This is a genomic window from uncultured Clostridium sp., assembly GCF_900547735.1.
Classification (GTDB): Bacteria; Bacillota; Clostridia; order Lachnospirales; family Lachnospiraceae; genus Otoolea.
In genome coordinates this window covers 33,082-59,132 of sequence record NZ_URHZ01000029.1, presented here as the reverse complement: position 1 = coordinate 59,132, position 26,051 = coordinate 33,082, and the positions used below count along the sequence as shown (strand labels likewise).

The 26,051-nt window shown below is 51.1% G+C and carries 10 protein-coding genes; 2 read left to right on the top strand and 8 right to left on the bottom strand.

Going from position 1 to position 26,051, the window contains the following annotated elements; translation table 11 throughout:
* Nucleotides 1-313: 313 nt before the first annotated feature.
* Nucleotides 314-1,555 (top strand): sodium/glutamate symporter, encoded by a 1,242-nt coding sequence (gene gltS, locus QZT18_RS11120; protein WP_294147861.1) that lies wholly within the window; start codon nucleotides 314-316, stop codon nucleotides 1,553-1,555.
* Nucleotides 1,556-1,695: 140 nt separating this feature from the next.
* Here gltS and QZT18_RS11115 read toward each other — a convergent pair whose 3' ends face one another.
* From QZT18_RS11115 to QZT18_RS11080, 8 genes are all read right to left on the bottom strand, one after another.
* Nucleotides 1,696-5,844 carry a DEAD/DEAH box helicase gene (locus QZT18_RS11115; protein ID WP_366925859.1) on the bottom strand — a complete coding sequence of 1,383 codons (4,149 nt, stop codon included), beginning with the start codon at nucleotides 5,842-5,844 and terminating at the stop codon, nucleotides 1,696-1,698.
* A gap of 46 nt (nucleotides 5,845-5,890) precedes the next feature.
* A complete protein-coding gene (locus tag QZT18_RS11110) occupies nucleotides 5,891-7,291 on the bottom strand; it encodes a winged helix-turn-helix domain-containing protein (protein WP_294147854.1) in 1,401 nt (466 codons plus the stop codon).
* A 54-nt stretch (nucleotides 7,292-7,345) separates the two neighbouring features.
* Complete coding sequence (locus tag QZT18_RS11105; RefSeq protein WP_294147852.1) at nucleotides 7,346-11,632, bottom strand: PAS domain-containing protein; 4,287 nt, start codon at nucleotides 11,630-11,632, stop codon at nucleotides 7,346-7,348.
* 91 nt (nucleotides 11,633-11,723) lie between these two features.
* Nucleotides 11,724-13,676 (bottom strand): bifunctional diguanylate cyclase/phosphodiesterase, encoded by a 1,953-nt coding sequence (locus QZT18_RS11100; protein ID WP_294147850.1) that lies wholly within the window; start codon nucleotides 13,674-13,676, stop codon nucleotides 11,724-11,726.
* 515 nt (nucleotides 13,677-14,191) lie between these two features.
* Entirely contained in the window at nucleotides 14,192-17,533 is a 3,342-nt protein-coding gene (locus tag QZT18_RS11095; RefSeq protein ID WP_294147848.1) for a response regulator, read from the bottom strand.
* Entirely contained in the window at nucleotides 17,530-18,810 is a 1,281-nt protein-coding gene (locus QZT18_RS11090; RefSeq protein ID WP_294147846.1) for an ABC transporter substrate-binding protein, read from the bottom strand. The genes QZT18_RS11095 and QZT18_RS11090 overlap by 4 nt, the downstream gene beginning before the upstream one ends.
* A 158-nt stretch (nucleotides 18,811-18,968) precedes the next feature.
* Nucleotides 18,969-20,336, bottom strand: coding sequence for a GGDEF domain-containing protein (locus tag QZT18_RS11085; protein WP_294147839.1), 1,368 nt, complete (start codon nucleotides 20,334-20,336; stop codon nucleotides 18,969-18,971).
* Between the two features lie 60 nt (nucleotides 20,337-20,396).
* Nucleotides 20,397-24,233, bottom strand: coding sequence for a PAS domain-containing hybrid sensor histidine kinase/response regulator (locus QZT18_RS11080; protein ID WP_294147838.1), 3,837 nt, complete (start codon nucleotides 24,231-24,233; stop codon nucleotides 20,397-20,399).
* Nucleotides 24,234-24,464: 231 nt separating this feature from the next.
* On the opposite strand from QZT18_RS11080, the gene QZT18_RS11075 reads away from it, so the two are divergent.
* Nucleotides 24,465-25,907, top strand: coding sequence for a GntR family transcriptional regulator (locus tag QZT18_RS11075; RefSeq protein ID WP_294147836.1), 1,443 nt, complete (start codon nucleotides 24,465-24,467; stop codon nucleotides 25,905-25,907).
* Nucleotides 25,908-26,051 lie beyond the last annotated feature (144 nt).

The window sequence follows — 26,051 nt, the reverse complement described above, 5'->3', positions numbered from 1 at the left end:
AGACTCATACACACCCTCCCACTCCCCCGTCCGCCGTCTTACAGAGGCGTCCTCGAATCTCAACTAAATCCTCATATCTTTTTACAAAAATAAAGTTTATCCTTCTATCTTCTAACGAAGTAACTTGTGCTTTATAATCAGATAATTTATAATAAAATCAGGCTGACTGGTATTATTATACATTTTTATTTGCATTTTAATACCGGTTTTTATTGTTTCTGCACAGGGGAAGGGAAACAATGGCGGCTCGATGTACATTTGACACTTATTAATAAGTAAGTACACCAGAATTTCACAATTGGAGGTAGGTAGAATGACGTTTGAAACTATTGAGAACATTCTCAACATTAACACGGATGCCATTATGACACTGGCTATGGCCGCTGTCCTTCTGGTCATCGGCTATTTTATCAAGAGCAAGCTTACAATCCTGGACAAGTATTGTATCCCGGCTCCTGTAGTCGGAGGATTCCTTTTCATGTTTATTACATGGCTGGGACACATCTCCGGCACTTTTACATTTAACTTTACGAATACATTCCAGGATCCTTTCATGCTGGCTTTCTTTACCACGGTAGGTCTCGGCGCAAGCTTTAAGCTGCTGAAAAAGGGCGGCGTACTGCTTATTGTATACTGGCTCACATGTGGAGTTCTCTCCATCTTCCAGAATACAATCGGTATTGTAATTTCCAAGGTAATCGGCCTTGAAGCTCCCTATGCGCTTCTGTCCAGCGCCATCTCCATGATCGGCGGACACGGCGCGGCCTTATCCTACGGAAGCACTTTCGCGGAGATGGGATATGAGACGGCTCCCCTGGTCGGCGCTGCGGCGGCAACCTTCGGTCTGATTTCAGCCGTTTTAGTCGGTGGACCGGTCGGACGCCGTCTGATTGTTAAATACAACTTAAAACCGGATGAGAACGAGAACTTCGCCACAGACGTTGAGAGCATCAACGCCGACACGGGCGAAAAGCTTTCCGGCATCGATATTATCAGAAACGTTACGGCCATCCTCGTTTGTATGGCTCTCGGAACCATGGTATCCAAATGGGTCGGCTCCTTAATCAACATGTCCTTCCCTACCTACGTCGGCGCCATGTTTGTCGCTGTTATCGTGCGTAACCTGAATGAAAATATCCATATGTACAATTTCAACTATCCTCTGGTAGAAGGAATCGGCGATGTAATGTTAAGCCTCTATCTGTCACTTGCACTGATGACACTGAAGCTCTGGGAGCTGGCAGGCCTCATCGGCGGCGTTGCGCTCGTCGTATTCTGCCAGGTGCTTTTCATGGTACTGATGGCTTACTTCGTAGTGTTCCGAATCCTCGGCAAGAACTACGATGCAGCCGTTATGTGCGCCGGTTTATGCGGACACGCCCTGGGAGCAACTCCTTCTGCTATTGTTAACATGACTGCTGTAAACGAGCGTTACGGCATGTCCAGAAGAGCCATGATGATCGTTCCCATCGTAGGCGCTTTCCTGGTTGATATCATTTATCAGCCGACCACCATCTGGTTCATCAAGACTTTCGTACAGGGCTTTACCGGCTGATAGACGGCATTTCACTGTAAAAGAGTGCAGTATAGCGGCTTCCCCTGAACAACGAAAAGCATGCTTCGCGAACTTTTCATTACCACTCAAAAAGAGCCATAAGACCTGGATTCCAGGCCTTATGGCTCTTTTAATTCAATCTAAATATACAGTACGTAATCCTGCATCTCCCGCAAGAATCCCGCCTTTATCAAAGCTTCACCCGCTCCGTCGGGAAATTCTTTCACAATCAGCCGTTTCTGCTCCGGAAACAGGCGTTTTTCCCTGAAATCCTTTACAAACTCTTTAAGCAGCCGCTCAAGCTCCCCGGCATGCTTCTCACCGAAGACCCGCAGGATTTTACCCTGGCGTTCGAACACCGCCTCCGGGAGTCCGCCAATCAGAGCCACCGCCGTTCCCGGCAGATTAAGAAATTCCCTTCCCTCCGGCTGCTTTAAGCATTTTCCCCAAAGCTGCGCCGGATCCGACGCATTCAGCCAGATGAGCGCATCATCCTGCATGTCCAGAGCGGCCGTCACACTCCCGTACTCCTCTTTTCCGATAAACTGCGCGCCGGACATCCCTTCGATAAAATAGCCTCTTCTGACGCGGCCGGTATATTCCCAGATACTGAGGATATCGAGAGCTTCCCGCCAGGTTTTCACCTCATCGGCGGCCGCCCTTGCGAATGTCTCACGGCTCAGCAGGGTATATTCGCGCATACAGCCCTCCAACAGCTCTTCCCCGGTCTTTTTCTTCAGAGGCCTTACAATGTCCCACCGTCCTGCCGACAGAGCCATTACACGGACATTGACGCGCTGCCTTGCCGTCGCTTTCCTTATTTTTTCTTTATTCAGCCACTGTCTCACCGGCACGAAGCTGTCCGCACAGACAAGCCCGCGGCCGGCCAGCCTTAAAAGCACCTCCTGCGCGCTGTCCTCTGCCGGTATCTCCGTGAGCGCCCTTAAAAAACTGGCGCCCCTGCGCTTCAGTTCCCTGTAGATAAGTAACTCATCTCCCTCAAGGTCCTCTTCCGCATCCGTTTGTTCCGCATCCCAGTCAATCTCGTCATACAAATGGAAACTCAGGTTCCCCCCAGGCGTCATTCTCCAGAAATAGCCTCCTCCGGAGAGCAGACGGTCAAGCATTGCTTCGGAATAGTTTTTCACCCGTTTTCTGAAAATCACATTCTCCCATAATTTAACCGGAAACTCCCGATCGAGGTACAATTTAAGCGCGCTTTCAAGCTGTTCTTCGGACGGCGCATGTACAAGAGTCCTTCCCGCTATAAGCGCCGTATACCGCTCCGGAGGCCTGGTAACGGTCTGGAGACGCAGATTTTTAAGCGCCGCTTTCCTGGCGCGATCGTACAGCTTTGCATGATAGTAAACATCCTCATCCTCCACCACGCTTTCGCGGCGGCAGAGTTCCAGAATGACCTGCTCCGTGAAAAGCGGCGTGAAGAAATACCGCTCCCCGATTCCTCCCGCCGTCTGGCCTCCCCGGTAATAGAGCATTCTCCGCACGATATGGGCGGCGGCCTCCACGGACTCCGGTTCCTGTGCAAACGCCGTTTCATATTCCTCCCGCTGTTCCGCCGCAATCCAGATCCCCGGTTCCATATAAACCGCCTGTCCTTGTTTTGCCAGTTTTTTCAGCCACTCCGCCGGAACGGCCAGTTCGCCTGCGGCCAGATCGCCCTCCATCATCAGGAGGGAATGGAGCTGTTCCTCATTTTCCGGCAGTTTTCTGCGTTCCTGCTGTCTTGCCAGATCCTCCGCGGACGGCTTTAACAGCTCCGTCTGCTTCAGCTCCTCGTAGGCGGCCTGACGGATGCCCGGCGTGGATGGGGAGTATTCATACATTTCCGCCGCCTCCGCCTGCCACCGGAACGGCAGGGACATTGGAGACGCCACATCCGTATACACCTCGCGCACCGCGATTAGACCGGAACGAATCCCGTTTAAAATCTCAATCACACCGTCGATATCCCACAGATCCTCCAGACATTCCCGGCGTGTTTCCCTCATCAGGGGATGGTCTTTCTCTCCCGTCAGGGAATCCAGCATCTCGGTACTCCTGAGGCGCTGCATCCAGAGCGGCTGACGGCCTCCATGTTTTACCCCCATCATCAGGGCCCTGGCCGCGCTGTAGCGGAAGGTCATGCCGAATACCGGGGTCAGCGGTAGAAGCGCCTCTAAAACAGGTCTTACCTGCTCCGGGTTTACCCGGTACAAAAGTCCTTCGGGAAGCTTTTCATCGCCATAGGAATAGAGAAGAAAACCGTCCTCGTCGTCCACGCATCCCAGGTTCATGCCGCCGTTCTCTCCCGCGGCATGCTGCACCAGCATGGACAGCGGAGCATTAACCCTCCGGCCGAACAGGGCATGGACCATCACCTGGCCGCCTCCCGTCTGATCGGTAAAATGCTCGACGATTACCGTGCGGTCGTCCGGCAGTCCCCCCGTCGCCGCGATCTGGCGTTTCAGAAATCCGGCGGCTGTCCCGGCCGCCGTCTCATCCAGGCCCAGGCGGTAAAGTTCATTCAAAAGCGCTTCATCCGAATTCTCCGCACACGTCTCAATCCCACGCATAATCCTTCCGAACGCCAGGCTGGTCCTGAGGGTCCTTCCGCGGATCTCGCCTTTCCAGAACGGCAGTCTGGCTCCCTCCACCGGAGCCGGGGCCACATAAACCGCGTCTTTATCCTGGCCTACAATTCTCCAGGCAAAGGCGCCCAAAAGGAACCGGTCGCCAAGCTGAGATTCATAGACAAACTCTTCATCCAGCTCTCCTAACTTCACGCCGTCCTCGGTCTTGGCCGTATAGAGCCCCTTATCCGGTATGGTTCCCCCGGCGGCCACGGCCAGCATCCGGCTGTAGGCGTCCCCAATGACACGGTCATGGATTCTGTCGTACAAAATGCGCGGACGGACGGGTATCTCCCGGCTGTGCTCATAATCGCCGGCCAGCATCCGGAGAACCGCCCTCACATCCTCTTTCGTCACATCGTAAAACGGATAGGCGCGGCCCAGCACTTCTATGACGTCGTCCACGGAATATCCCTCTCCCACGGCCATGGATACAAGATGCTGCGCCAGGATGTCAAAGCACTTCCTGGGAGGCTTTGCGTGCTCCACGCCGCCCTTCCTGGCCACCTCCGCCGTAATCCCGCAGTACAGGCTCTCCGGCGCCGTACGCGGATACATCGTCATCACACTCACCTTGCCGGGGTTATGCCCGGCGCGGCCCAAACGCTGCATGGTGCCGGAAACCGTGCGGGGGCAGCCGATCTGAAGCACCTGATCGATCTCCCCTACGTCAATTCCCAGTTCCATGGAGGAGGTGGCGCATAAAAGCCTGAGTTTTCCGGCGCGCAGGGAGGCCTCCGTCTCCGCCCTCTGTTCTTTGGAGAGGCTGCCGTGGTGTACCCTGGCAAAGTCCTCCCCTCCCAAAAGGTTCACATAGTAGGCCAGCTTTTCCGCATACCGCCTTCCCTCGGAAAAGGCGATCACGCTTTTGAAGGAAAGGCACTGTTCATAGACAATCTTCGCCAGCTCCTCCCAGACCGGATCTTTCCGCTTTTCCCCATACGGCACCGTGCCAACGATCTCGATTTTTACCCGTTTCTCCATAATGGGTGCCGAGATGACGGCCCGTTCCGGCGCCAGGTACTCCGCCGCCAGTTTTAACGGCTCTATCGTTGCGGACAGGCCGATTCTCTGAAGGTTACGGCCGCAGAGACGGTCCAGCCTCGCGATGGAAAGCATCAGGTGGGCCCCCCTCTTTGTGTCGATCAGCGCATGGAGTTCATCGAGAATGACCGCCCCGGCGGTTTTTAAGATTTCCCTCCCTCCCTTTGATGTCAGCATCAGATAGAGGGATTCCGGCGTGGTGATCAGGATGTGGGGAGGATGTTTTACCATCCTCTGCCTGTCCCTCTGCGGAGTGTCTCCCGTCCGTATCGCCGTCACAATCTCCGCCTGCCCCTCCTCTCTTCTGATTCCGTCCAGGGGGCGGCGCAGATTCTCACGGATATCTCCGGCCAGCGATTTAAGAGGGGAGACATAGAGAAGGTAAAGCTCCTCTTTAAGTTCCCCCTTCTCGGCAAGGGCGTTCAGACGATCGATGAAAATAAGAAAGGCCGACAGGGTTTTTCCCGTTCCCGTCGGTGCGCTGACCAGCACATGGTTTCCGCCGGCAATGGCGGTCCATGCCTCTTCCTGTACCTTTGTAGGCATTCCGAACGCACTGTTAAACCAGTCGGCCGTTGGCTGCGAGAATAAATCCATGATTTGGTTCTTCATCATTCCTCCATGTTTCCTGATTACTTCTTTTCTTTTTTACTGCCTTTCCTTATTTATTGCCGAATGTTTCCGTCATAAACGCATGGTTGGCCCGTTCTTCCGACTCCAAAAGATCTTTCCAGTCCTGTGCAAACGCGGTCAGGTTATCCTCCTCCAGATGTTTTTCCATCTGCCTGATGTTCCCGGAATATCTCTTGTCCAGATTTTCAATATTCAGGCGGAGAACGGTGAAGGGATAGCCCCAGGCGAGCAGTTCCAAAAGTTTTCCATAGCATTCCCGCACCATGGCCGACGGGCATTCCTTCATAATAAAAATCAGATATATCTCAAAGCAGTTGCTGCTTTTTTTGCTTTTTCGGTTCTTCTTCAGCTTTTCCTTTAACTCATCGCGCCGTTCCCTGGTCACGGACTGCAGCGTATAGAGGGAAATGCCGTATATCGTCAGGTTTAAAAGCTGCAGGCTTTCCATGTAGAGAATAAACCCTTTCTTTATGCCTGGATTGGACAGGTTAATATTGGCATGATCCATGCAGACCATCGTCCCTTTTCCCTGATACGATTTCGTTATTCCAAGCTCCTCCAGCAGGCTCAGGGTGCGGCGCACCGTCGTCAGGGACACGCCGAACTGTTCCTCCATCTGTACCAGGGTAGGAAGATAGCCTCCGATTGGATATCTGCCGTACATGATCTCCCTGATAATGAGGGAGGCAAGGGAATACCTCATCTGCGGCCGCTGGCGGTATATATTCCACTGAAACGGGATCGGCTCCGCATCCTTTAAGCCGTATTCGTTTTTCGCACTTTCCATAAAACCGAATACTTTTTTTTCCAGATAACCGTAGGAAGTCTCAAACTCCTGATTCAGCAGAGTGATCATCGTCTCCCTGGTGATATCCTTTAATTTTGTCCCGTTAATCCCTTTTACCCTCTTGCTCACCAGATATGGGAAACGCACATAGCGGATCCCCTCCCAGTAGAGGTTTAATATAAGGGTATTATCCAATGTGCTGAGCGCCATGATATACAGTTCGACCGGAAGGGGAACTCCGCTTGGAAGGGTAAATTCCAGTTCATCCCTGAAAAGCTCCCATTTTTTCTGATCCCATCTGCGGAGCCCTTCCTCCCACAAAGGCACAAAAAGAAGAAGGCCGGCCTTCTCAAAATCCTCCATGCCTTCTCTTCGCGGTATAAAATATTTTGCAGCGTTCTCCTCAAAGCCGTCAAACCCCGCACGGAAAACGACAACCGCCGTTTTCCGTTCCTCCGTCACTATATATCCCTCTTTTTCAAGCAAGGAAAGAGCCGCCCTGACCGTTGTCCGGCCCAGATGGAACATGGCGCCAATCTGCTGGATCGACGGAAGTTTGTCACCGTATCTGTAAAAACCGAACAAAATCCTGGTTTCAAAATAATCATAAACTAGCTGTTGTAAACCTGTCTCTTTTTTCATTGCCTTACCTCTGAAACTTTCAGTTCGTTATTATGTCTGTATGAACGGCGTTTCTTATTCTGTCCCCATTCCGGCGCCCAGAACCCTTAAAAGCGTCCTCTCCAGCATGCCGACGTCAATCGGTTTTGCTATATGGGCATTCATCCCCGCATTGAGAGCAGCCTGCACATCCTCCGAGAATGCATTGGCCGTCATCGCCACGATCGGGATCGTGGAAGCATCCGCCCGTTTTGTCATTCGGATCGCACGGGACGCCTCATAGCCGTTCATGACCGGCATCTGGATATCCATCAGTACGGCGCTGTAAGTTCCGGGCTCCGTATTTTTAAATTCCTCCAAAGCCTGGGCGCCGTCGACCCTGACCACTGTTTTCGCCCCGTATATTTCGAGCAGCCCGCATAAGATTTCCGCATTAATCTCATTGTCCTCGGCGATCAGGAAACGCAGGCCGGAAAGCGGTTCCCCGCCGTCCCCTCCCGAAAATGGCTGTTTTCCTTCTATTGACAGCGCTTCCTGTACCTCCTCCGCCGTCTCGCATTCCAGTTCCACGAGAAAGACGGAACCGCCGCCCGGTCTGCTTTCGACCGAGATGGTTCCTCCCATCAGTTCAATCAGGCCCTTGACGATGCTGAGTCCAAGGCCGGTTCCCTCGATGGGGGCCGCCTCGCTGCTGCGGCTGAAGGGTTCGAATAGTCTCTCCAGAAATTCTTCACTCATCCCGACTCCCGTATCGCTTACGGTAAAACGGTACCGGGCCCTTCCCGTCTCCTCATCCGCCTCTTCCGCAAGAAGATTTACAAAGCCCCCCTCCGGGGTAAATTTAACCGCATTGCTCAGCAGGTTTAAAAGGATCTGGTTGATTCGCAGCAAATCGCCGTAAAAATAGTTATGCCGGATGTTTTTAACCTGGATATCGAGCCGCAGCCCCAAAGCCCTGGCCTGCGGCGTCATGATGGCGGAAATCTGCTCGATCAGCCCCCGGACCGAGATATTGACGCGGTTCAGCGTAATTTTGGAACGCTCTATCTTGCTCATATCCAGAACATCATTGATTAGGCTTAACAGGTGGTTTGAGGAAATCGTAATCTTCTTCAGGCAGTCCTCCACCCTTGCCGGATCATCCATATGGGCGCCGGCCAGCGCCGCCATTCCCATGATGGCATTCATCGGTGTACGGATATCGTGGCTCATGTTGGAGAGGAAGTCGCTTTTGGCCTGGTTTGCTTCTTCGGCCATCATTAAGGCCTGTTTCAGCTCCTTCTTTGTCTTTCGTTCCTCCGAAATCACGTCCGTCACATCCGCCCTGACCATACAGATTGTCTTGCGGTTTTCATCTCCCCACATCACATTAATCTGCTTGTAGCGTTCCCTGTCGGCCGAACGGTAGGTAAACAGGAGATCATAACCTCCCGGAGTCTCGCAAAGACGGCCGAGCATGGTTTTCAGCAGGAACTGTTCCCGCATCGCTTCCATGCTTTCCTCTGTGGCATACTGCTCCACAAAGCTGAAAATCGCCTCATCGTAATTATTCCGGTAATATGGCGTAAGGTTTTTCTGCACCGTTTCCCTGGTATGCAGTGTAAAATTCCCTGTCTCCAAATCGATAAAGGCGGCAAATTCAAAGGTATAGGCAATTACCCTGAGAAGGCTCTGCTGTTCCCGGATGGAATCCGTGATATCGGTTCTGGACAAACACACTCTTCCCAGCCTCAGATCGATAGCCGAGACGGTCATGTTCTTCGTGCGTATCTCCCCGTTTTCGTCCGCAATGGCGGCCGCAAAGGTGTAGGTTCCCTCTTTCTCAAGGCGCTTTATAATATTCTCCGGATCCAGGCACTGTCCGTACTGTTCCCTGTCCCTGGGTACGACCCATAATTCCAGCATTTCCTTCATTCTCTCGGAATGTTTTCCCTGACGCGGCGGAATGCGTCCCGTATCCTTATTCCAGGTCAGCATCCTGAAGCGGTCATGGAGCAGATCGAGATCAAGTACAAAATCATAACCATAGGACGAGAGATGGCGCAGGGCGCGATCGGCTATCATCTGTTCCGTCGCGTCGGTGATCGTCATGATGCCGGTCACGTCGCCGCTGTCCGGGGTGAGCACCATATTGCCCTTCATCCTGACATAACGGCCTGTCTTTTCCCCCGGCAGTTCGATAAAACAGGTAATCAGGCGTTCCATGTCCCCGCCTGCAAAAGCGTCCAGAGAAGATTTCTGCATATAGGCATTTAAAAATGCCGCCCTGTCCTGCGGGGATTTAATACATTCCGACCATGCCGTTAAAAAGCAGTCCAGGCCCCCACCCGTCAGACTTGAAAAATCGGAACCGGTAAAATCGATGACCGACAGAACTTCTCCTCTGGTCAGGTTACAATGGCAGATCATCAGTGTATCCGGCCCCTGATTCTGGAAATGCTGCTGAAGCATCTCATCGTACTGCTGACGGATACGCTTCTGTTCTTCCCTCTCCCCCGTAATATCCCGGTAGGCTGCATAAACCTGGCGTTCCCCTCCCTCTCTCCGGATAATGGAAAACGTGGTCTTCGTCCACAGATAGCCGCCGCTGCCGTTGATAATCCGGTAGGTGATATCACAGTGTTTGCACCGGCCGGCAATATAGGCATCCAATTGGCTGCGAAGTGATTCGCGGTCATCCGGGTGCACGCCCGCCATTGCATTATCCTGGTAAATCTTCCACGCCTCTTCCGTCGTCATTCCGGTCATCGCGGCAAATCCCTCGGAAAAGAATTCCGGAATAATCTCTCCGCTTTCCTCGAAATGCAGTACGGCAATGCCGCTGGGCAGATTCTTCACCACCGTCTCAAAATACTGTTCCAGTCTTTCTTTTTCCCTCCGGATCCTTACCTCCTCCGTCACGTCACGGACATATTTTACATAGGCCGGTATCCCATTCCAGTTTGTTTCCCGGAAACGGGTAGTAAAGGAGCGCTTTTCCTCCGGAATTACAAATTCATGTTCCTGGAAGTCGGGAGCATGGTTTTTCAGCGAACAGTATTCGCAGGGCGCCGTCTTTCCGCGCAGCGCTTCATAACATTTTTGCCCCGGATAGTTTTGCCCGCCGTTAAAAAGCTCCTTTGACTCATTGACATAGAGCAGATCATAATTTTCACGCCCAATCACATAAATTCCGTCCACCGATTCATTGACAATGCTCTGGAACAGCCTTGCTTCCTCGCTCATGCCGGTAAACACGGCATAGAATATGGGAACATCCGATGCCGTCTCCATACAGCGCCCGCTGAGATGAATCCAGATCAGTTCCCCGTTTTTATGGTACATCCGGTAAGAAACATCGAGCACTTTGCCGCTTTCAACGGCTGCCATGGAAGCGGCAAAAACGCGCTCGCGGTCCCCCTGATAGATGGTATTCAGGGCGTCTCCCCCTGTCATGCGTTCAAGCTCTACACGCGTATGGCCCGAAAGCGCCGCTACTCCGTCCGATACAAAATCAGGGATAAAGCGGTTGTTCTCCACCCGGTATCTGGCAATGCCTCCCGGAATGGCATTGATGATATTCTGCATCCTCTCGTTGGCCCTTGTCAGCTTCTTTTCCAGAAGAAGGCGTTCGCTGACGTCCGTATATACCCCATATAAAAATTTTGTCCCGTCATCCTGCGGTTTGACGGCCCCGTCCAGACGGAGAAAGCAGTATTCCTGCTTTACGTCGTTCCACAGGCGGTAAATATGCTGAAAGAAACCGTTATTCCGGATCGCCTCGTTAATTTTTTTACTCAGGGCGGCCACATCGTCCGGGTGAACCCCCAGAAAATCGGTCTTCTGCTCAACCGAATGGATATGCTCTTGCGAATAACCCATGATCTCATAAAAGGAGGGGTTATGAAACAGAGGTTTAATCCTGACTCCGTCAAACCGGTAAACACAGAGGCCGCATGGAATGCTCTTAAACGTTTCCTGAAGCTCCCTCCTGAGTTCCCCGGTGTGTTCCGCTTCCCGTTTCTGTTCCGTTACGTCCTGTATGTATTCAATATGGGCGGCATCCTCCCCCCAGTCGATAATTTTCCCCCTGAGCTGGTAGATGCGGCCGTTGTCAGAATGGCAGAAGTCGCGCACCAGAAACTCATCCCTTCCCATCTTGGCCGTATGGCAGAAAGGGCAAGCCGTGCCAAAGCCCGCCACATTGTAACAGCAGGCGTCTTTGATATCCATATCAGTTAAAAATGTTTCCCTTGCAAGGCGGTTTGCATAGAGCAGCCTGTGGCTTTCGATTCCGCTTACAAACACGGCCACGGGAGCATTGTCTAAAACGGCTATCATCTGGCCGGCAGAAGGCGTGTCGATGGAGTGATCCTGAATCATGATTAATCCTCTCTTTATCAAATCTGTGTATAATGCAGTGTCCTGTTCTGTCTGTCTCAGACAATTCCTGGTTCAGGCAATTCCTTTTCCGTCAAATCCCCTGTCCGACCGCGATCGGGCCTACGCCGGCTCCCTTGGTGAAATTGCGGGAAACACGCGTTTCGGCCGGAATCCTGCTATCCGCACCGGCGCACTGTTCTTTCCCGGCATCAATCAGTTTTTCAAAGTCTTCTATCGGCATCGGTTTATAATAGATAAATCCCTGGATCAGATCGCAGCCCGTCGTTTTTAAAAACTCCACCTGGTCCTCCCGTTCCACTCCCTCTGCGACGGTGCAGATATTCAGTTCACGTATCATATTGATGACACTCTTAACAATTGTGTGTTCCCGCTCCACATTCACGCTGATCCTGAAAAACATCCCGTCCATCTTCAGCACATCGATTGCCAGATCCTTTAATAAGCCAAGGGAAGAATAGCCGGAGCCAAAATCATCCAGAGAGCAGAGGAAACCGTTGCGGTGCAGCTGCGTTACCATCTCCATCAGGTATTCCTCATGTTCAAAAATAACGGACTCCGTCAGTTCAATCTCAATCAGCCCGTCGGGAATTTTGTATCTGTTTTTAATCTCGGCATAGACGTTTATAAAATCCGAGTTATAAAACTGGATCTTAGATACATTGACCGAGATTGGCATCACTCTCGCCCCACAGTCCAGACGCTTTCTCAGCCAGCAGCATACCTTCTCAAATACATAACGGTCCACTTTTCCGATAAACAGATTCTTCTCAAGCACAGGAATAAAGAGTCCGGGTGAAAGAAGCCCGTGTCCCGGGACGTTCCACCTCACCAGCGCTTCCGCTCCCTCTATCTCTCCGCCCTGAACCCCTACCTTCGGCTGAAGATAGACTACAAATTCCTCATCGTCCAGTCCCTTCTGCATGCGGGACCTGATATTGGTCTCCTCAATTAACTTCTGATGAATTTTCTCATCGTAAAATCCGTATTTTACTCCCGGTGTATTCTTAACCGTCTTCTGGGCAAAGTTCGCACTGTTCACCATAACCGCGGCGTCGGCCGTCCCCGGCAGATCCTCCCTGCAGCATATGCCGCAGGCTACCGTCATCAGATAATGGTTGGATGCCGCCGCCACGGAATCGAGGAACTCTTCATCAATCTCCTTCTGGGCGTTTAAAACATCTTCCTTTTTCTCATAATGGCGCAGAATGACGAAATGATCCGCCATCACCCGGCCCAGTGCCTCATTCTCCCCCATCCTGCCCATCACAAGGCGTGCATAGTTTTTGAGGAGCAGATCGCCGTAATCATATCCAAATACATCGTTTACATATCGGAAGTTTTCGAAATCTACATATAATACGGCAAAATTACCATCCTTTTCCCGGCTCATCATCCGGTTTGCCTCCAAATAGAATTTTTCCGTATTAAATGCGCCGGTCAGTTCATCCCTTCCGGCTATGTCCTCCAGCTCCCTGTTGGTATACTTCAAATCCAGCAGCCGTTTAATATAGTAGTAGCTTGCAATGGCAGCCGCAATGCCGCAGACTGCGGCCGCAATGATAATCAGCCTGGTAATTCGGTCCGCAGACTGCGTTGAAAATTTCTCAATGGAAAAAACGGTCTGGTTGGCAATCTCAAACAGCCTCTCACTGGACTCCAGAAGCGCACCGCCCTGCTTTCCTTCCCTCACACCGGCAATGTCTTCCTTGACAATGTCCCACTGTTCTTCCAGCGCCGCCAAATCGTCCGTATAATCCACTGAATTGGCCGTGACAAGTCCAAACTGGCCTTCTCCCGTAAGCAGTTCATTCAAAATACTGTCTATGTATCCGATCAGGTCATCCGCAGGCTGTCCATTCATCTCCAGCTTTACCGCACGCTGTGACGCCCCTCTTACTATCCCGACATAATTAATCAGTTTCCCATACTCCCGTATATCCGATATCTTCATGACCGATATCAGGCTGACAGCGACAAGTATTCCACACAGAACGGGAAAAAGCATTTTTGCATGTTTTTTCATCTGTATCCCCCTTTGGTAACGTTGCCTTCCCTCTTTTCCAGACCGGCGCTCCACCGGCCCTTTCCATATTTTGGTAGTATTTTCTCTATATGGGAACAGGTTGGACTTGAGTTTTAGACATTATTACTATTATAACAGTTTTCGGATAAAAAAACAGACTTTTTATCGTAATAAAGGGAAAAAACCGGCCAAAGGAGTGTACGGATTGCCGTCTTTCATCAAAAAGCAGGATCACTTATGGACGAAGTTGTGTTATACTGATCAGATATGCAAACACACAAATAAGACAATCAGCCTGATACATGGAACATACGAAATGAACCAGGCCCGATCGTGAGTTTATGATGAAGTATCAGAAAAGCAGCCCCGGCTGCAGAAGGCGGTTTTATTATGAAACGAGTATTTAAGGGCGGACTGATTTCTTTATTTTTACTGCTTTTCGTGTTCAGTGGAGTTAGCAGCCGGACTATGAAAAGCTGCTCTCCGATGGATGCTGATCCGCATTCCCGGTTTCCTTATCCCAGATACCGCCTCATTAATTCTTTCAGCTTCTCATAATCGACAGGCTTGGAAAAATGAGCATCCATTCCGGCGCGCAGAGCCGCCCGGACGTCCTCCTCAAATGCATTGGCCGTCATGGCGATGATCGGAACCGACTTCGCGTCTTCACGCCCCAGACTGCGGATACGCCTTGCCGCCTCATAACCGTCCATGACCGGCATCTGGATGTCCATGAAGATCATGCTGTAATATCCTTCCGGCGAATCTGCCACACGGTCCACAGCCTCCCGGCCATTCACGGCTTCTTCAACCGTCATCCCCATCTCCTCCACCAGCGTCCTGGCGATTTCGCGGTTGATCTCATTATCTTCTACCAGCAGGAGTCTTCTGCCCCTGTAATCCGGCGCCGATTTCCCGTCTTCCTGCTTCTTAAGTTCCTTTCCCCCTTTAATCTCTCCCAGCAGATAGCACAGTTTGGAGCGGTAAAAAGGCTTGGATAAGAAAGCGGTCACACCGGCATCTCTCGCCTCATTCTCAATCTCCGACCAGTCATAGGCCGTAAGGATGATAACGGGCACATCGGGCCCCACCGATTTCCTGATACGTCTTGCCGCTTCCACGCCGTCCATATCCGGCATCTTCCAGTCAAGAATTACCAGTTCAAACGGATCGGACGTGCCGTTCGCCCGGATGACCGATTGAACCCCGGTTGCTCCATCCGTGGCAAACTGTGCCCTGAGCCCCATACTCTGCAGTAACTCGGCCGCATTTTCGCAGGTCTGTCTGTCGTCGTCCACAACCAGGCTGCGTACTCCAAGCCATTCCTCGGGAACTTCTTCCTCCTGGATATTCTGGGGCTGAAGCGGGAAGGTTACGGTAAATGTGGAACCCACGCCCGGCCTGCTCTCTACCTGGATATCCCCATTCATCAAATCCACGATATTCTTGGTAATTGCCATTCCAAGTCCCGTTCCCGCCACTTTGCTGACGGCTGGATCCTGCAGCCGCTCAAAGGGTTGGAAAATCCGGTCCAGAAATTCATGGTCCATCCCCACCCCAGTATCCGAACAGCGGAACATAAAGTTACGGTAATGTTTACCCGGAATGTCCTCCTGCCATATTTTGACGCTGATACGGCCGCCCGGCAGAGTGTATTTGACCGCATTGCTCAGAATATTGATGCATATCTGTCTGATCCGGAGAGGATCGCCGATTACATTTTCATTCTTGAGAGACATGAGCTGTACCTTAAATTCAAACTGGTTTCCGCTGACCTGGGATTGGACCAGTTCCACACAGTCGGCCACCAGCCCGGCAAAATTAAAGGGTTCATTCCTCAGGGATATCTTTCCGCTCTCAATTTTGGACATATCCAGCACATCATTAATCAGGCTTAACAGGTGGTTACTGGAAAGGCTGATTTTCCTCAGACACTCCATAACACGTTCCCGGTCGTCCAGATGGATGGCGGCAATTGCGGCCATCCCTGTAATCGCATTCATAGGCGTACGGATATCATGGCTCATATTGGACAGGAACTGGCTCTTTGCACTGCTTGCGGCCCTGGCGCTGTCAAGCGCGCTCTGAAGGGCCAGGCGCTGCTGCTCCTGTTCATACTTCTGTTCGTCGATGCGCCGGGATATGAGGATTGCCAGTTTATCATCCGAATACGGATTGTCCACATTGATAATCTGGATGGATATCCAATGGAACTTCCCGTCCATCATCTTCTGTCTTGTTTCCAGGAACACTTCTCCCGTTTCCTTCCCCATTCTTTCCCGCAGCATCTCCAGTGAAAAACGGGATTGGAATTCCAGACAGTTGTCCGGATGCATCTCATTTGCAAAATCTTCAAAAAGCTGGCTGTATGTTTCCTGATTTCCCAGGTTCACCATCAATCCGGATTTGACATACACAAAATTCAGCGTATCCTGGGTCAGATTCAGGCGTATGATCACCGGATATGCATTGGAAATGGCTCCCACCAGAGTCAGAAGTTCCTGACGGTGCTCCTGCTTTTCCTCTTCCTCCGCCAATTTCTCCTCCGTTATGTCATGGAAGGTCGCAATCAAAACGTCTTCCCCTGTTTCGTCCAGTGTCTTTTCTATAATTCCGGCAATCCAGAATAAGGTTTCATCCTTTCTCATCATGCGGTACTCAAAGGCACTCTTTCCTCCGCCCGTGGCTGCAATTTCACACAGTGCCTCCATCTTTTCATAATCATCCGGATAGATCACATCCTGAAGGCATTTTCCTTCCGGCGCGTCGTTGGAAGCACCGTCCGGATATTCCAGAAGATGCAGTCCTTCTTTATTGAGCTGGATAAAACGGTGCGGCTTTTCCACCGTAATCAGGGCAATCCCCTCCGGAACCGCATTGTACAGATGGCCGATATAATCCGCCTGGTTCCGTAATCTCCGGTTAGTCCTGTTGATATAGCGGAAGTAGACCAGAACGAGAATGAAAAGCCCCAGTATGATACTGCTCACGAGGACCAGAGTCTGCATCAGGATTACATGCGTCTGTGCGTTGACCGTATCCTGCGGGATAATGGATATTAAGTACCAGTCGGACCCGAGTTTTAAAGGGGTAAAGCAGAATACATTCTTTTCCCCCTGATAAGTAAAAACAGTCCAGCCTTTGCCGGAACCTTCGAGAGCGTTCCGGAATGTTTCCACTTCTTCCGGGCTGTTACGGACGTCGGACAGCATGTCGAACACGTTTTTGATTGTCTTGTTACTGCCCGGATGGGGCGGACGGATCAGCACGTCGCCCGAGGCATTCACAATATAGGAAAAGCCCTCATTATTGTAAAAGGACAGGGTAAAGCTGTCCACGATCCCATCCACCTCATATTCCCTGACCAGATACGCTTGTGTACCGTCGCTCAGAACCGCTTTCACGAAGAGGTCAAAGACGTTGACGCCGGTTACGCTGCTGATATGCGGATCGATGATCCCACTTTCCGTTTCTTCATTCCAAATCTGGTTTTTTACCCCTTCCTCCTGCTGTGCGTCCGACGGGATACATGTTCCGTCCGGAAGATAGAGGACAATGCTCCTGTCTTTGCGGACCGGACTGCCCAGCGCCGTCTCCAGCTCTTTTTTCTGTTCCGCAGAATAGTCCTGACTCAATGTAACCGCATCCGCCATGCCCTCATACGCTTCCTGCAGTTGTACGCGCAGCGTAGTGCAGCCCTGTGCGGTGCTTTCCATAATTGTATTAATCGACTGGTTCCACAGTTGGGTTTTTACAGCCTGTACGAAAAAAAAGGTTATAAAGGCAAGGATACCGCCTACGAGGATTGCCGTCAGTGCGATTTTTTTCTTAATGTTTCTTCCGCTGTCATGCTTCATTGCAGAGTACCCCTTTCCTGCTCAGCCTGCTGATCCATCCATTCCATCGCCGACTCCACCGTCTCACCCGAAAGAAGCTTCATCGATACCTCCGCCGTCAGATTCCAAATCGGAAGCTCCAGAAGTCCGTCCGTTCCTATTACGGTCCTGCCCGACTGATAGCAGGAAACCAGCGGCCTGATCGCATCCACAGAGGAGGGCGCGCTGTCTTTCAGCGGACTGAGGGAACACTGCTGATCCGCAAACTTCTGTATGTTTTCCGGCCTTGTAAAATATTCTACAAATTTGACCGCCGCTTCAGGATGGGCGCTGTCCGCATTGATACTCAGCCTTGTGTCCGCATTAATTACTGCAAGCGTTCCGTCCGGCAGCACGGGGTAGGGGAATACCTGAAAATTCAGCTTCGGCGCCATACCCGTAAGACGGCCCGCCGCCCAGGCTCCCGTGAGCATAAACGGAGACTCCCCCTTTGCAAACTCCGCCAAATCATCCGATGTTTTCATCGTGTTTAACGCTTTCTCCCTGTCGATATATCCCTTCTCTATAAACCGCTCCGCCAGCGAAAATCCGGGCGTAAGATATTGGCTCAATGACTCCCGGCCGCTGTTTAAGCGTTCAAACACTTCCGCCTGGCGGTTCTCCTGGTACACGCCGAAAAATCCCTGTCCGATCGCAAGCGTCTTTAGGGATATGTCATTATTGGCAATCACGGGTGTGATTCCCTTTTCCAGAAACAGGCCGCAGGTGTCTTCCCACTCGCCGAGGTTTCGCGGTACGTCCTGCCCGTACTCTTTCAGAAGATCCATGTTACAGTAGAGGCCGAATACAGATACCGAGGTGGGCAGCCAGTAAATGCTTTCACCATCCTCCATCTGTCCCAGCATACTGTCCGCATAATTGGGAATCGTACCGATCCCCGACAAATCCGCCAGCCGGCCCTTTTTCTTAAGCTCCAGTACGCTATCATGGTTTACCATGAATACATCGTCCCCTTTACCGGCCTCCATACGCTTACTTAAGGCCTCGTAGTACTCAACCCCTTTCAGGCTCTCATAGGACACACGGATATCCGGATTCTCCTTCATGAACCCGGATAATATTTCTTCGATTACCGTAACATTCTCTGTCTCATATTTATTGCCGAAAAAGGTGAGCACAACCGGCTCTCCTCCGTTTTCTTCGTAATTCACCTCGGAACTCGGCCCCTTACAGCCTGCCAATAAAAGAAAACTCATCATAAAAGCCGCACTGACGGCCCTATTTTTCCTGCTTTTCATCTTCCATCCCCCTGCCTGGGCAGAAAGACCTGAAAAGCCCGACTCTGTCCATGTATGTATCACATTATTTTAACATAGAACAGAGCGATTAGCAATCTTTAATATACCTGTTGTATCACAGTAAACACCGTTCCCGGACCATGCCTGCTTTGCCTCCTTCAGCCTGCCTCTGTTCTTAAAACGGTATATCCGTCCCTGCCGTTTTTCTTCTGCCTGTACAATGCTTCGTCTGCTTTTCTGTAAACTTCCTCAAATGACAGACAGGGACCGTCACAAAATACGATTCCTATGCTGCATGAAGTTCCCTTCTCCCTTGAAGGAATGATGGACCGGATTCTTTTGCAAAGCCGCTCCGCCTTTTCAGCCACCGTCTCCGGCGTCAGTTTTCCCTGAAAGTAAATGCAAAACTCATCTCCGCCCAGCCGGCCGGCAATATCTTCCCCGCGCACCAGCTTTTTCATATAGCCGGCCGTTTCCCGAATCACCATGTCGCCCACACTGTGTCCATAGGTATCGTTGATTTCTTTAAAATTGTCTAAATCCAGCATGAAGAAAACGCCCCGGCTGTCTGCTGTGATGCCTTTTAACCTCTCTCCAATCTTTATTTCGGAATATTTTTTATTATACAGGTCTGTCATCGGATCCCGCTCCGCCCTGTTTTGCAGTTCAATTTCCTTTCTTTTTTCCTTATCAATATCAAAAACATACAGATATCCTTTTAAACAGCCCTCTTTTTTATCCATATACAGACGGATTACCGTGCGCAGCCAGACGGTTTTGTTGCCGGGCATCAGTCTCTTATAGTCCATGGAGAGTTCCGTTTTTCCGCTGTTATAAGACCGGATGATATTTCCCAATGAGAATTTGCTGACAAATAAGTACCTGTCTTCTTCACTCAGATATTTCCAGGCCGATTGAAATATCGCATTCTCGTATGGCTCCCCCGCCTCAACCGGTATAACCACATCATTTCTCAGTACGGAATCTTCAAAAATACTCCTGGTAAAATTAATCCGGTAAATCGCCACACTGTTTTTCTGTGCGCTCTTTGCTATTTGTTCCTGCTGTCTGTATTTCTCAAGGGCATTCTCAGCAAATTTAATCGGATAAGCCTCCATTTCTTCTATTTCATTAAAAAGAGGCGTTGCCTGGACGGCAAAAGCCAGCCATCTTCCATGGTCTTTTCGAACTCCCAGCATCTGCCCAAGAGAACTGTTTAATGTCTGTCCCTTTTCCGTGGTTTGGATTTTCAGGATTCCGCAGATAGTTCCAAACCGGCCCTCATAGCACCGGATCTGCATATTTTCATAGGAAACCTCCGTGACCGTTCCCTCCGCATCCGTTTTTCCATCACCCAGAATCCTGATAAGGTCTTCTTTCCCTGAAACACCCCCCTGGTTTCCCATGCCGATTCCCGTCACATCGTCGGATATTACCGACAGGGATTTCTGAATGTTATGCTCAACCAGAGTCCCTTCCACGAACAGTTTAAATAAGTCTTCAATCTCTTTCTCATCCTTTGTCATACATCCCACCCCTTCTCTTAGCATCATGTGATAATCAAATCAGCCCGGAAAATATCCGCCTCATTTCAGCACCCTCGCTAATGCGGCCCGCAGCAGTTCCATATCAATCGGTTTTGCCACATGGGCATTCATTCCTGCCTCCAATGCCGCCTGGACGTCTTCCGCAAACGCATTGGCCGTCATAGCTATGATCGGGATTTTCCCCGCATCCGCACGGTTCAGGCTGCGTATCATGCGGGCTGCCTCATATCCGTTCATCCCGGGCATCTGAATATCCATCAGTATGACATCATAGGTCCCCGGCACTGCCGCCTTGAACGCCTCCACAGCCGCGGCCCCGTCTTCCCGGAGTTCGGAGAGAGCCCCTTCCATATGGAGGAGTTCACAGAGGATTTCCGAGTTGAGTTCATTGTCCTCGGCAATCAGAAAGCGGCGTCCGGTAAACAGACTGCCCATTTTTGAATCAGAAATCTCTCCTCCGTCCGTATGCACGGCGGATAAGTGGTCCGCCGCTTCAAACTCCAGCTCCACGGTAAATCTGCTGCCCTGCCCCAGACTGCTCTCCACCGAGATTTTCCCTCCCATTAAGTCCACCAGCCGTTTGGCAATGCTTAAACCGAGGCCGGTTCCTTCGATACGCTCTACCGTCTGCTCCCGGGTAAATGGTTCAAAAATATGCTTCAGGAATTCTTCGCTCATCCCAATTCCCGTGTCCTGCACGGTAAACCGGTACCGGATATCTCCCGCTGTTTTTTCCGGTACCGTTTCCTCCACCAGAAAGTCGACCCTGCCGCCCGCCGGGGTGAACTTAACCGCATTTCCGAGCAGGTTAATCAGAACCTGGTTCATTCTCAGGGAATCACCGTAAAAGGCGGTATGGGTAACCTGCTCCGCGCTTATGGACAGCAGGACTCCCTTCTCCCTGGCCTGGGGAGCCAGAATTGCCGTCAGCTGGTCCACGATGTCGGGAAGCAGCAGCTTCATATGGTTCAAAGAGATTCTCGACTGTTCAATCCGGCTCATATCCAGCACATCGTTCACCAGACTCAACAGATGTCTGCTGGAAACGGTAATCTTCTGCAGGCAGTCCTCCAGCCGTACCCTGTCGTCAATATGGGCGAACGCCAGGGTCGTCATGCCGACAATCGCGTTCATCGGGGTGCGGATATCATGGCTCATGGAGGACAAGAAATTACTTTTTGCCTCATTGGCCGCTTCCGCATCGGCCAGAGCCTGCTCCAGCTCCTTCTTCACCCTGCGCTCCGACGCTATCATATCCGTGACGTCGGCCCGGACCACGCAGACCGTATCGTGGTTCCTGTTTCCCCAGAGCATGCTGAACTGTTTATACCGGAGACCGTTTTCACATTGACAGGCGGCCACAAAGTCATAGCCCAGGGGCTCCTGTTTCAGCCTCTCCAGGATAGACTCCATCCGGAACTGCTTCTGCACGTCTTCTGCAGACTCGGACGCAATATCGTGATCGGTAAACAGCCCGACAGCCTCCGTGTAATCATCTATCGTATCGGGCGGCAGGTTTTCCAGAACCATCTTTCTGGTGTACATGGTCACACTCCCGCTGCCGACCTCCAAAAGGCCCATGAGCTCAAAGGTATATGCCATCATATGCAGCAGCCCCTGCTGCTCCCGGACAGAGTCCGTGATGTCCGTGCATACCATACAATAGCGCTCCAAAAGCGGTTCAATGGACGCAACCGTCATATTCTTTATGCGGATATCCCCGTGGTTTGCCGTAGAAAAGGTAATTGTATAGGGACCCTTTTTTAACCTTCTGCGCATTTCTTCCGCTTCCACCGCCTGTGTGAACTGCCTGCTGTCCTTGGGCAGCACAACGGAACCCGCCATTTCCGCCGCCTGTCCCGAGTGGCAGCCGCGGAGAGCGGGAAGGTAGGATGCTCCTTCGTTATATGCCAGGATTGTGTAGGAATCATGGAGAAGATCCACATCGACCACGAAGTCATGGCTCGTGACAGACAACTGGTGAAAAATCCGTTCGGATATGGTTTCTTCCGTGATGTCCGTAACCGTAAGGATTCCAATAATCTCACCCGCTTCCGGCCCGGTCAGAAGATTTACCTTGAACTGGACGAAACGGCCATACTTCTCCTCCGGCAGGCGGATGAAGCAGCTCATCGCCTGCTCGGTCCTGTTCTGGGCATATGCCTCCAATAAAGGTTCATTCAGATACATTTTTAAAAATGCCTTCCGATCCTCTTTATCCATTATCAGCCCGGCAAGCCCCCGAAAGAATGCCTCCCGGCGCGTTCCAAAACGCTTTACAAGTGCGGAATTTGTGGAATCCCGCATTTCCACCACCCGGTTCCTGGTAATGTTGCTGTGCCCAAGAATCAGTTCATTGGCCCCCGTCTTATGGTAATGCTCAAGAAGCTGCTCCTCATACCGGTACCGCAGTTTCTCCTGCTCCTCGATTGTTTTTGTAATATCGGTATAGACAATATAAATCCGGCGGATCTCGTCGGATGAAGGCAGCATGGACAGCATACTGCTGGTCCAGAGATACTTCCCATCCTTGCGCTGCATACGTGCAATCAGCTCACACGGTCCTTTTCCGCTCTTTAAGAATTCCCGGAGCTTATGCAGATTTCTGTTCACATCATCCGGATGAATACCCGCAAAGATATCCTCATCGTACAGTCGCCTGGTCTCCTCCACGGTCCGCTGCATCATCGCCGCAAAGCCCGGTGAAATAAATTCCGGCTTCATTGTGCCGTCCGGATAATACGCCATCATGGAAATTCCGCCGGGGAACTGTTCTACGATACTCCGGAAGTAAAGGTCCAGCCGTTCTTTCTCCCTCCGCGTCTGAACCGTCTCCGTGACATCCCTTATGTATTTTACGTAGGCAGGAATGCCGTTCCAGTCGGTCTCGCGGGAACGCGCATAGATAATCCGCTCGGTTCCGTCTTCTTTTATTTCACACTCTTCTCCGTCCATCCTGCCTGCCATAATTCCGCAGAATTCACAGGGTGATTTTCTGTGGTGCAGCGCGGCGTAACATGTTTCACCAAGACAGTCGGATTCCGGTGAATAAACGCCGTCCGTCTCATTGACATAGAGCAGTTCAAAGGTATCCTTCGCTACGACATAGATCGTGTCCGCCGTCTCATTGGTGATATTCTGATACAAACGGCTTTCCGATGACATTCCCGTAAAAACGGCATAGAACATGGTATTTGCGGACGAAGCTTTCATCTGCCGTCCGTTTAAGTGAATCCAAATCAGACGGCCGTTTTTATGGCGCATCCGGTAAGATACATCTAAGACCTCTCCCCTCTCCAGCGCCCTGGCCGCCGCCGACATGACGCGTTCCCGGTCGGCTTCATAGATGACGTCCAGCGCATCGTTCTTCGCCATTTCATGATACTCTTCCCCGGTATGGCCGGAAAGCTCCATTACGCCATCCGAGAAATAGACGGGGATGAAGCGGCCCTCTCTTACCTCGTAGCTTGCAATTCCCCCTGGAATGGAGTTTACAAGGTGGTCTAATTCCTGTTCCAGCAGCTTTTGTTGACTGATATCGGAAATATACTCGATATGCGCCGGGCGGCCGGCCCAGTCAATGTCTTTTCCAACATACCGGTAGGTGTGGCCGTTCTCCGGATTAAAAAGTTCACGGAGCGAGGACTTCCCCTGGCCAACCGTTCCTGCCGGACAGGTCGGGCAGGGCTGGTCATATCCGAACGCCTGATAACAGGCCAGCCGCCTGCCCCGGCATTCCGGTGATATTCCGGAACGTGCGGCTTTATTCGCATAAAGAAGCTCCCTGTCCTCCAGAGCGCTGATGATAATAGTGGTTGGCGAATTTTCCAGGATCGACTCTAACTGGTCCATGGAAATCGATGTATCTTTTGTCATTGCTGGAATCCTCCTCTCGCGCCGTCTTGGCTGAATCCCTGCAGCTTTGAGTTTTCTATGTTCACATTCATAATAATACGTTCAGTATAACAAATTCTATTGTGAATATCAATGTTTAACAATAAGCCGCCGGCTTTTCCCCCCTTGTTCCGCCGGTTTATTGTGGTAAACCTGTTCCGATCATGCTATACTTGTTACGATCTGTTAAATAGCAAAAAATGAGGTGAATACGTGAAAAATGACATGGAACGGTGTCATGTCGTATATGAGGTTCTAAAGACGCATATCCAATTCGGCGCCTATCGTTTTGGGGATGTTCTTCCTACGATGGAGAGCAACACCGAAAACTTCCTTGTATCACTTGATACCATACGCAGTGCCTACCTCCAGCTGGAACGGGAAGGATATGTCACCCTGTCCCAGAATGTGGGGTCTACGGTAATAAAGAATTACGACAAACAGGAAATAGAGCAGAATGTCCAGCTCTTCTTTTCCATTCGAAAGAATGCACTGGTTGATTTAAGTAAATCCCTGCGTCCGCTGTTTACCAATGCCCAGTGGACCGGCCTGAAAAATGCCCCCGGGGAAATTTACAGTAATATGATGGAGCTTAAGGAAGATCACGGCCTGCAGCCTTTTATCGCATTTAACCATATGATGCAGGCATATGATTCTCTGGGCAATGACCTTCTTACCCGGCTGCTCTGGCAGGTTTATATGTTTTTTGAAGCTCCCTTTTTGTGTGTACCCGGCAATCCGTGGTGTGATTTTGCCGTCAATGAATTTGCGCCGCAGTCTCTGGACTTTTGTCTTAAACAGGACTGGGATTCTCTCCGTGATTTAATCTGCCGTGCGCAGGATCACCTGGCCGTATCCTTATGCCGGTTTTATGAGGAACGCATCACGCTGCCGCCGCAGGAGGAAATTCCTTTTATCTGGAATTCCTATAAAAAGGCATCACAGATCTGCTATTCCCTTGCCATGGATTTACTGATTGACATCAGCCTTGGACATTATCCGGTTAACACTCTGCTGCCCTCCCTGAATAAGCTTTCCAAAGAGAGAAATGTCTCCGTGAGCACGGTGCGCCGTACGCTCTCCCTGCTGAACGGTGTCGGCGCCGTCAAGTCAATCAAACGGATTGGTACCAGGGTTCTTCCCTTCCACGAAACGGCTGAGAACTGCGATTTTACCAACCCGGTGGTCCGCAAACGGCTCCTGGATATGGCACAGAGCCTGCAGATTCTGACACTGTCCTGCAAAGCGGTTGCCGAGCTTACCGTATCGTCACTGGATGCGGCGGGAATACAGAAAAGCACCGAACTGCTGGCCACGGTGGAAACGCGGCAGATGTATCAGCTTATTGCTTATGACGCCCTGGACCTGTTGAGGCGGTACGCCCCCTATCACGCAATCCGCACCGTCTACGCGGAACTCCTGAAACAGCTCTTCTGGGGATACGGCCTGCGCAGTATGTGGAAAGAAGACGATGAGCAGGCGGATTTTTATATTTCAAATTATAAACTCCTGCTGCAGTTACTGAAGGAAACGGATTCCGTCCGTTTTTCCGAAAAGCTGGAAGAACTCATGAGCCATGAATTCCGTCTTACAATTGCCAAACTGGTGCAGCTTGGAATTACCGAAGCCGGAGAACTTTTTATTCCCGGCCCGTAGCAGAAAATATTATACCTTTAAACGGCGGCCTGCGCTCTTACGCGTACAGGCCGCCGTTCTTTATTGAGTGGCAATGACAAGTTCGCGAAGCGTGCTTTTCGTTTTTTCCATGGTTCTGTTTTTGTTGATATTTACAATCTCCTT

Coding starts and splice junctions, on each gene's coding strand:
- QZT18_RS11080 (WP_294147838.1), bottom strand. CDS start 24,233: ATGACAAAAGATACATCGATTTCCATGGACCAGTTAGAGTCGATCCTG.
- QZT18_RS11090 (WP_294147846.1), bottom strand. CDS start 18,810: ATGAAAAGCAGGAAAAATAGGGCCGTCAGTGCGGCTTTTATGATGAGT.
- QZT18_RS11100 (WP_294147850.1), bottom strand. CDS start 13,676: ATGAAAAAACATGCAAAAATGCTTTTTCCCGTTCTGTGTGGAATACTT.
- gltS (WP_294147861.1), top strand. CDS start 314: ATGACGTTTGAAACTATTGAGAACATTCTCAACATTAACACGGATGCC.
- QZT18_RS11115 (WP_366925859.1), bottom strand. CDS start 5,844: ATGATGAAGAACCAAATCATGGATTTATTCTCGCAGCCAACGGCCGAC.
- QZT18_RS11105 (WP_294147852.1), bottom strand. CDS start 11,632: ATGATTCAGGATCACTCCATCGACACGCCTTCTGCCGGCCAGATGATA.
- QZT18_RS11085 (WP_294147839.1), bottom strand. CDS start 20,336: ATGACAAAGGATGAGAAAGAGATTGAAGACTTATTTAAACTGTTCGTG.
- QZT18_RS11095 (WP_294147848.1), bottom strand. CDS start 17,533: ATGAAGCATGACAGCGGAAGAAACATTAAGAAAAAAATCGCACTGACG.
- QZT18_RS11110 (WP_294147854.1), bottom strand. CDS start 7,291: ATGAAAAAAGAGACAGGTTTACAACAGCTAGTTTATGATTATTTTGAA.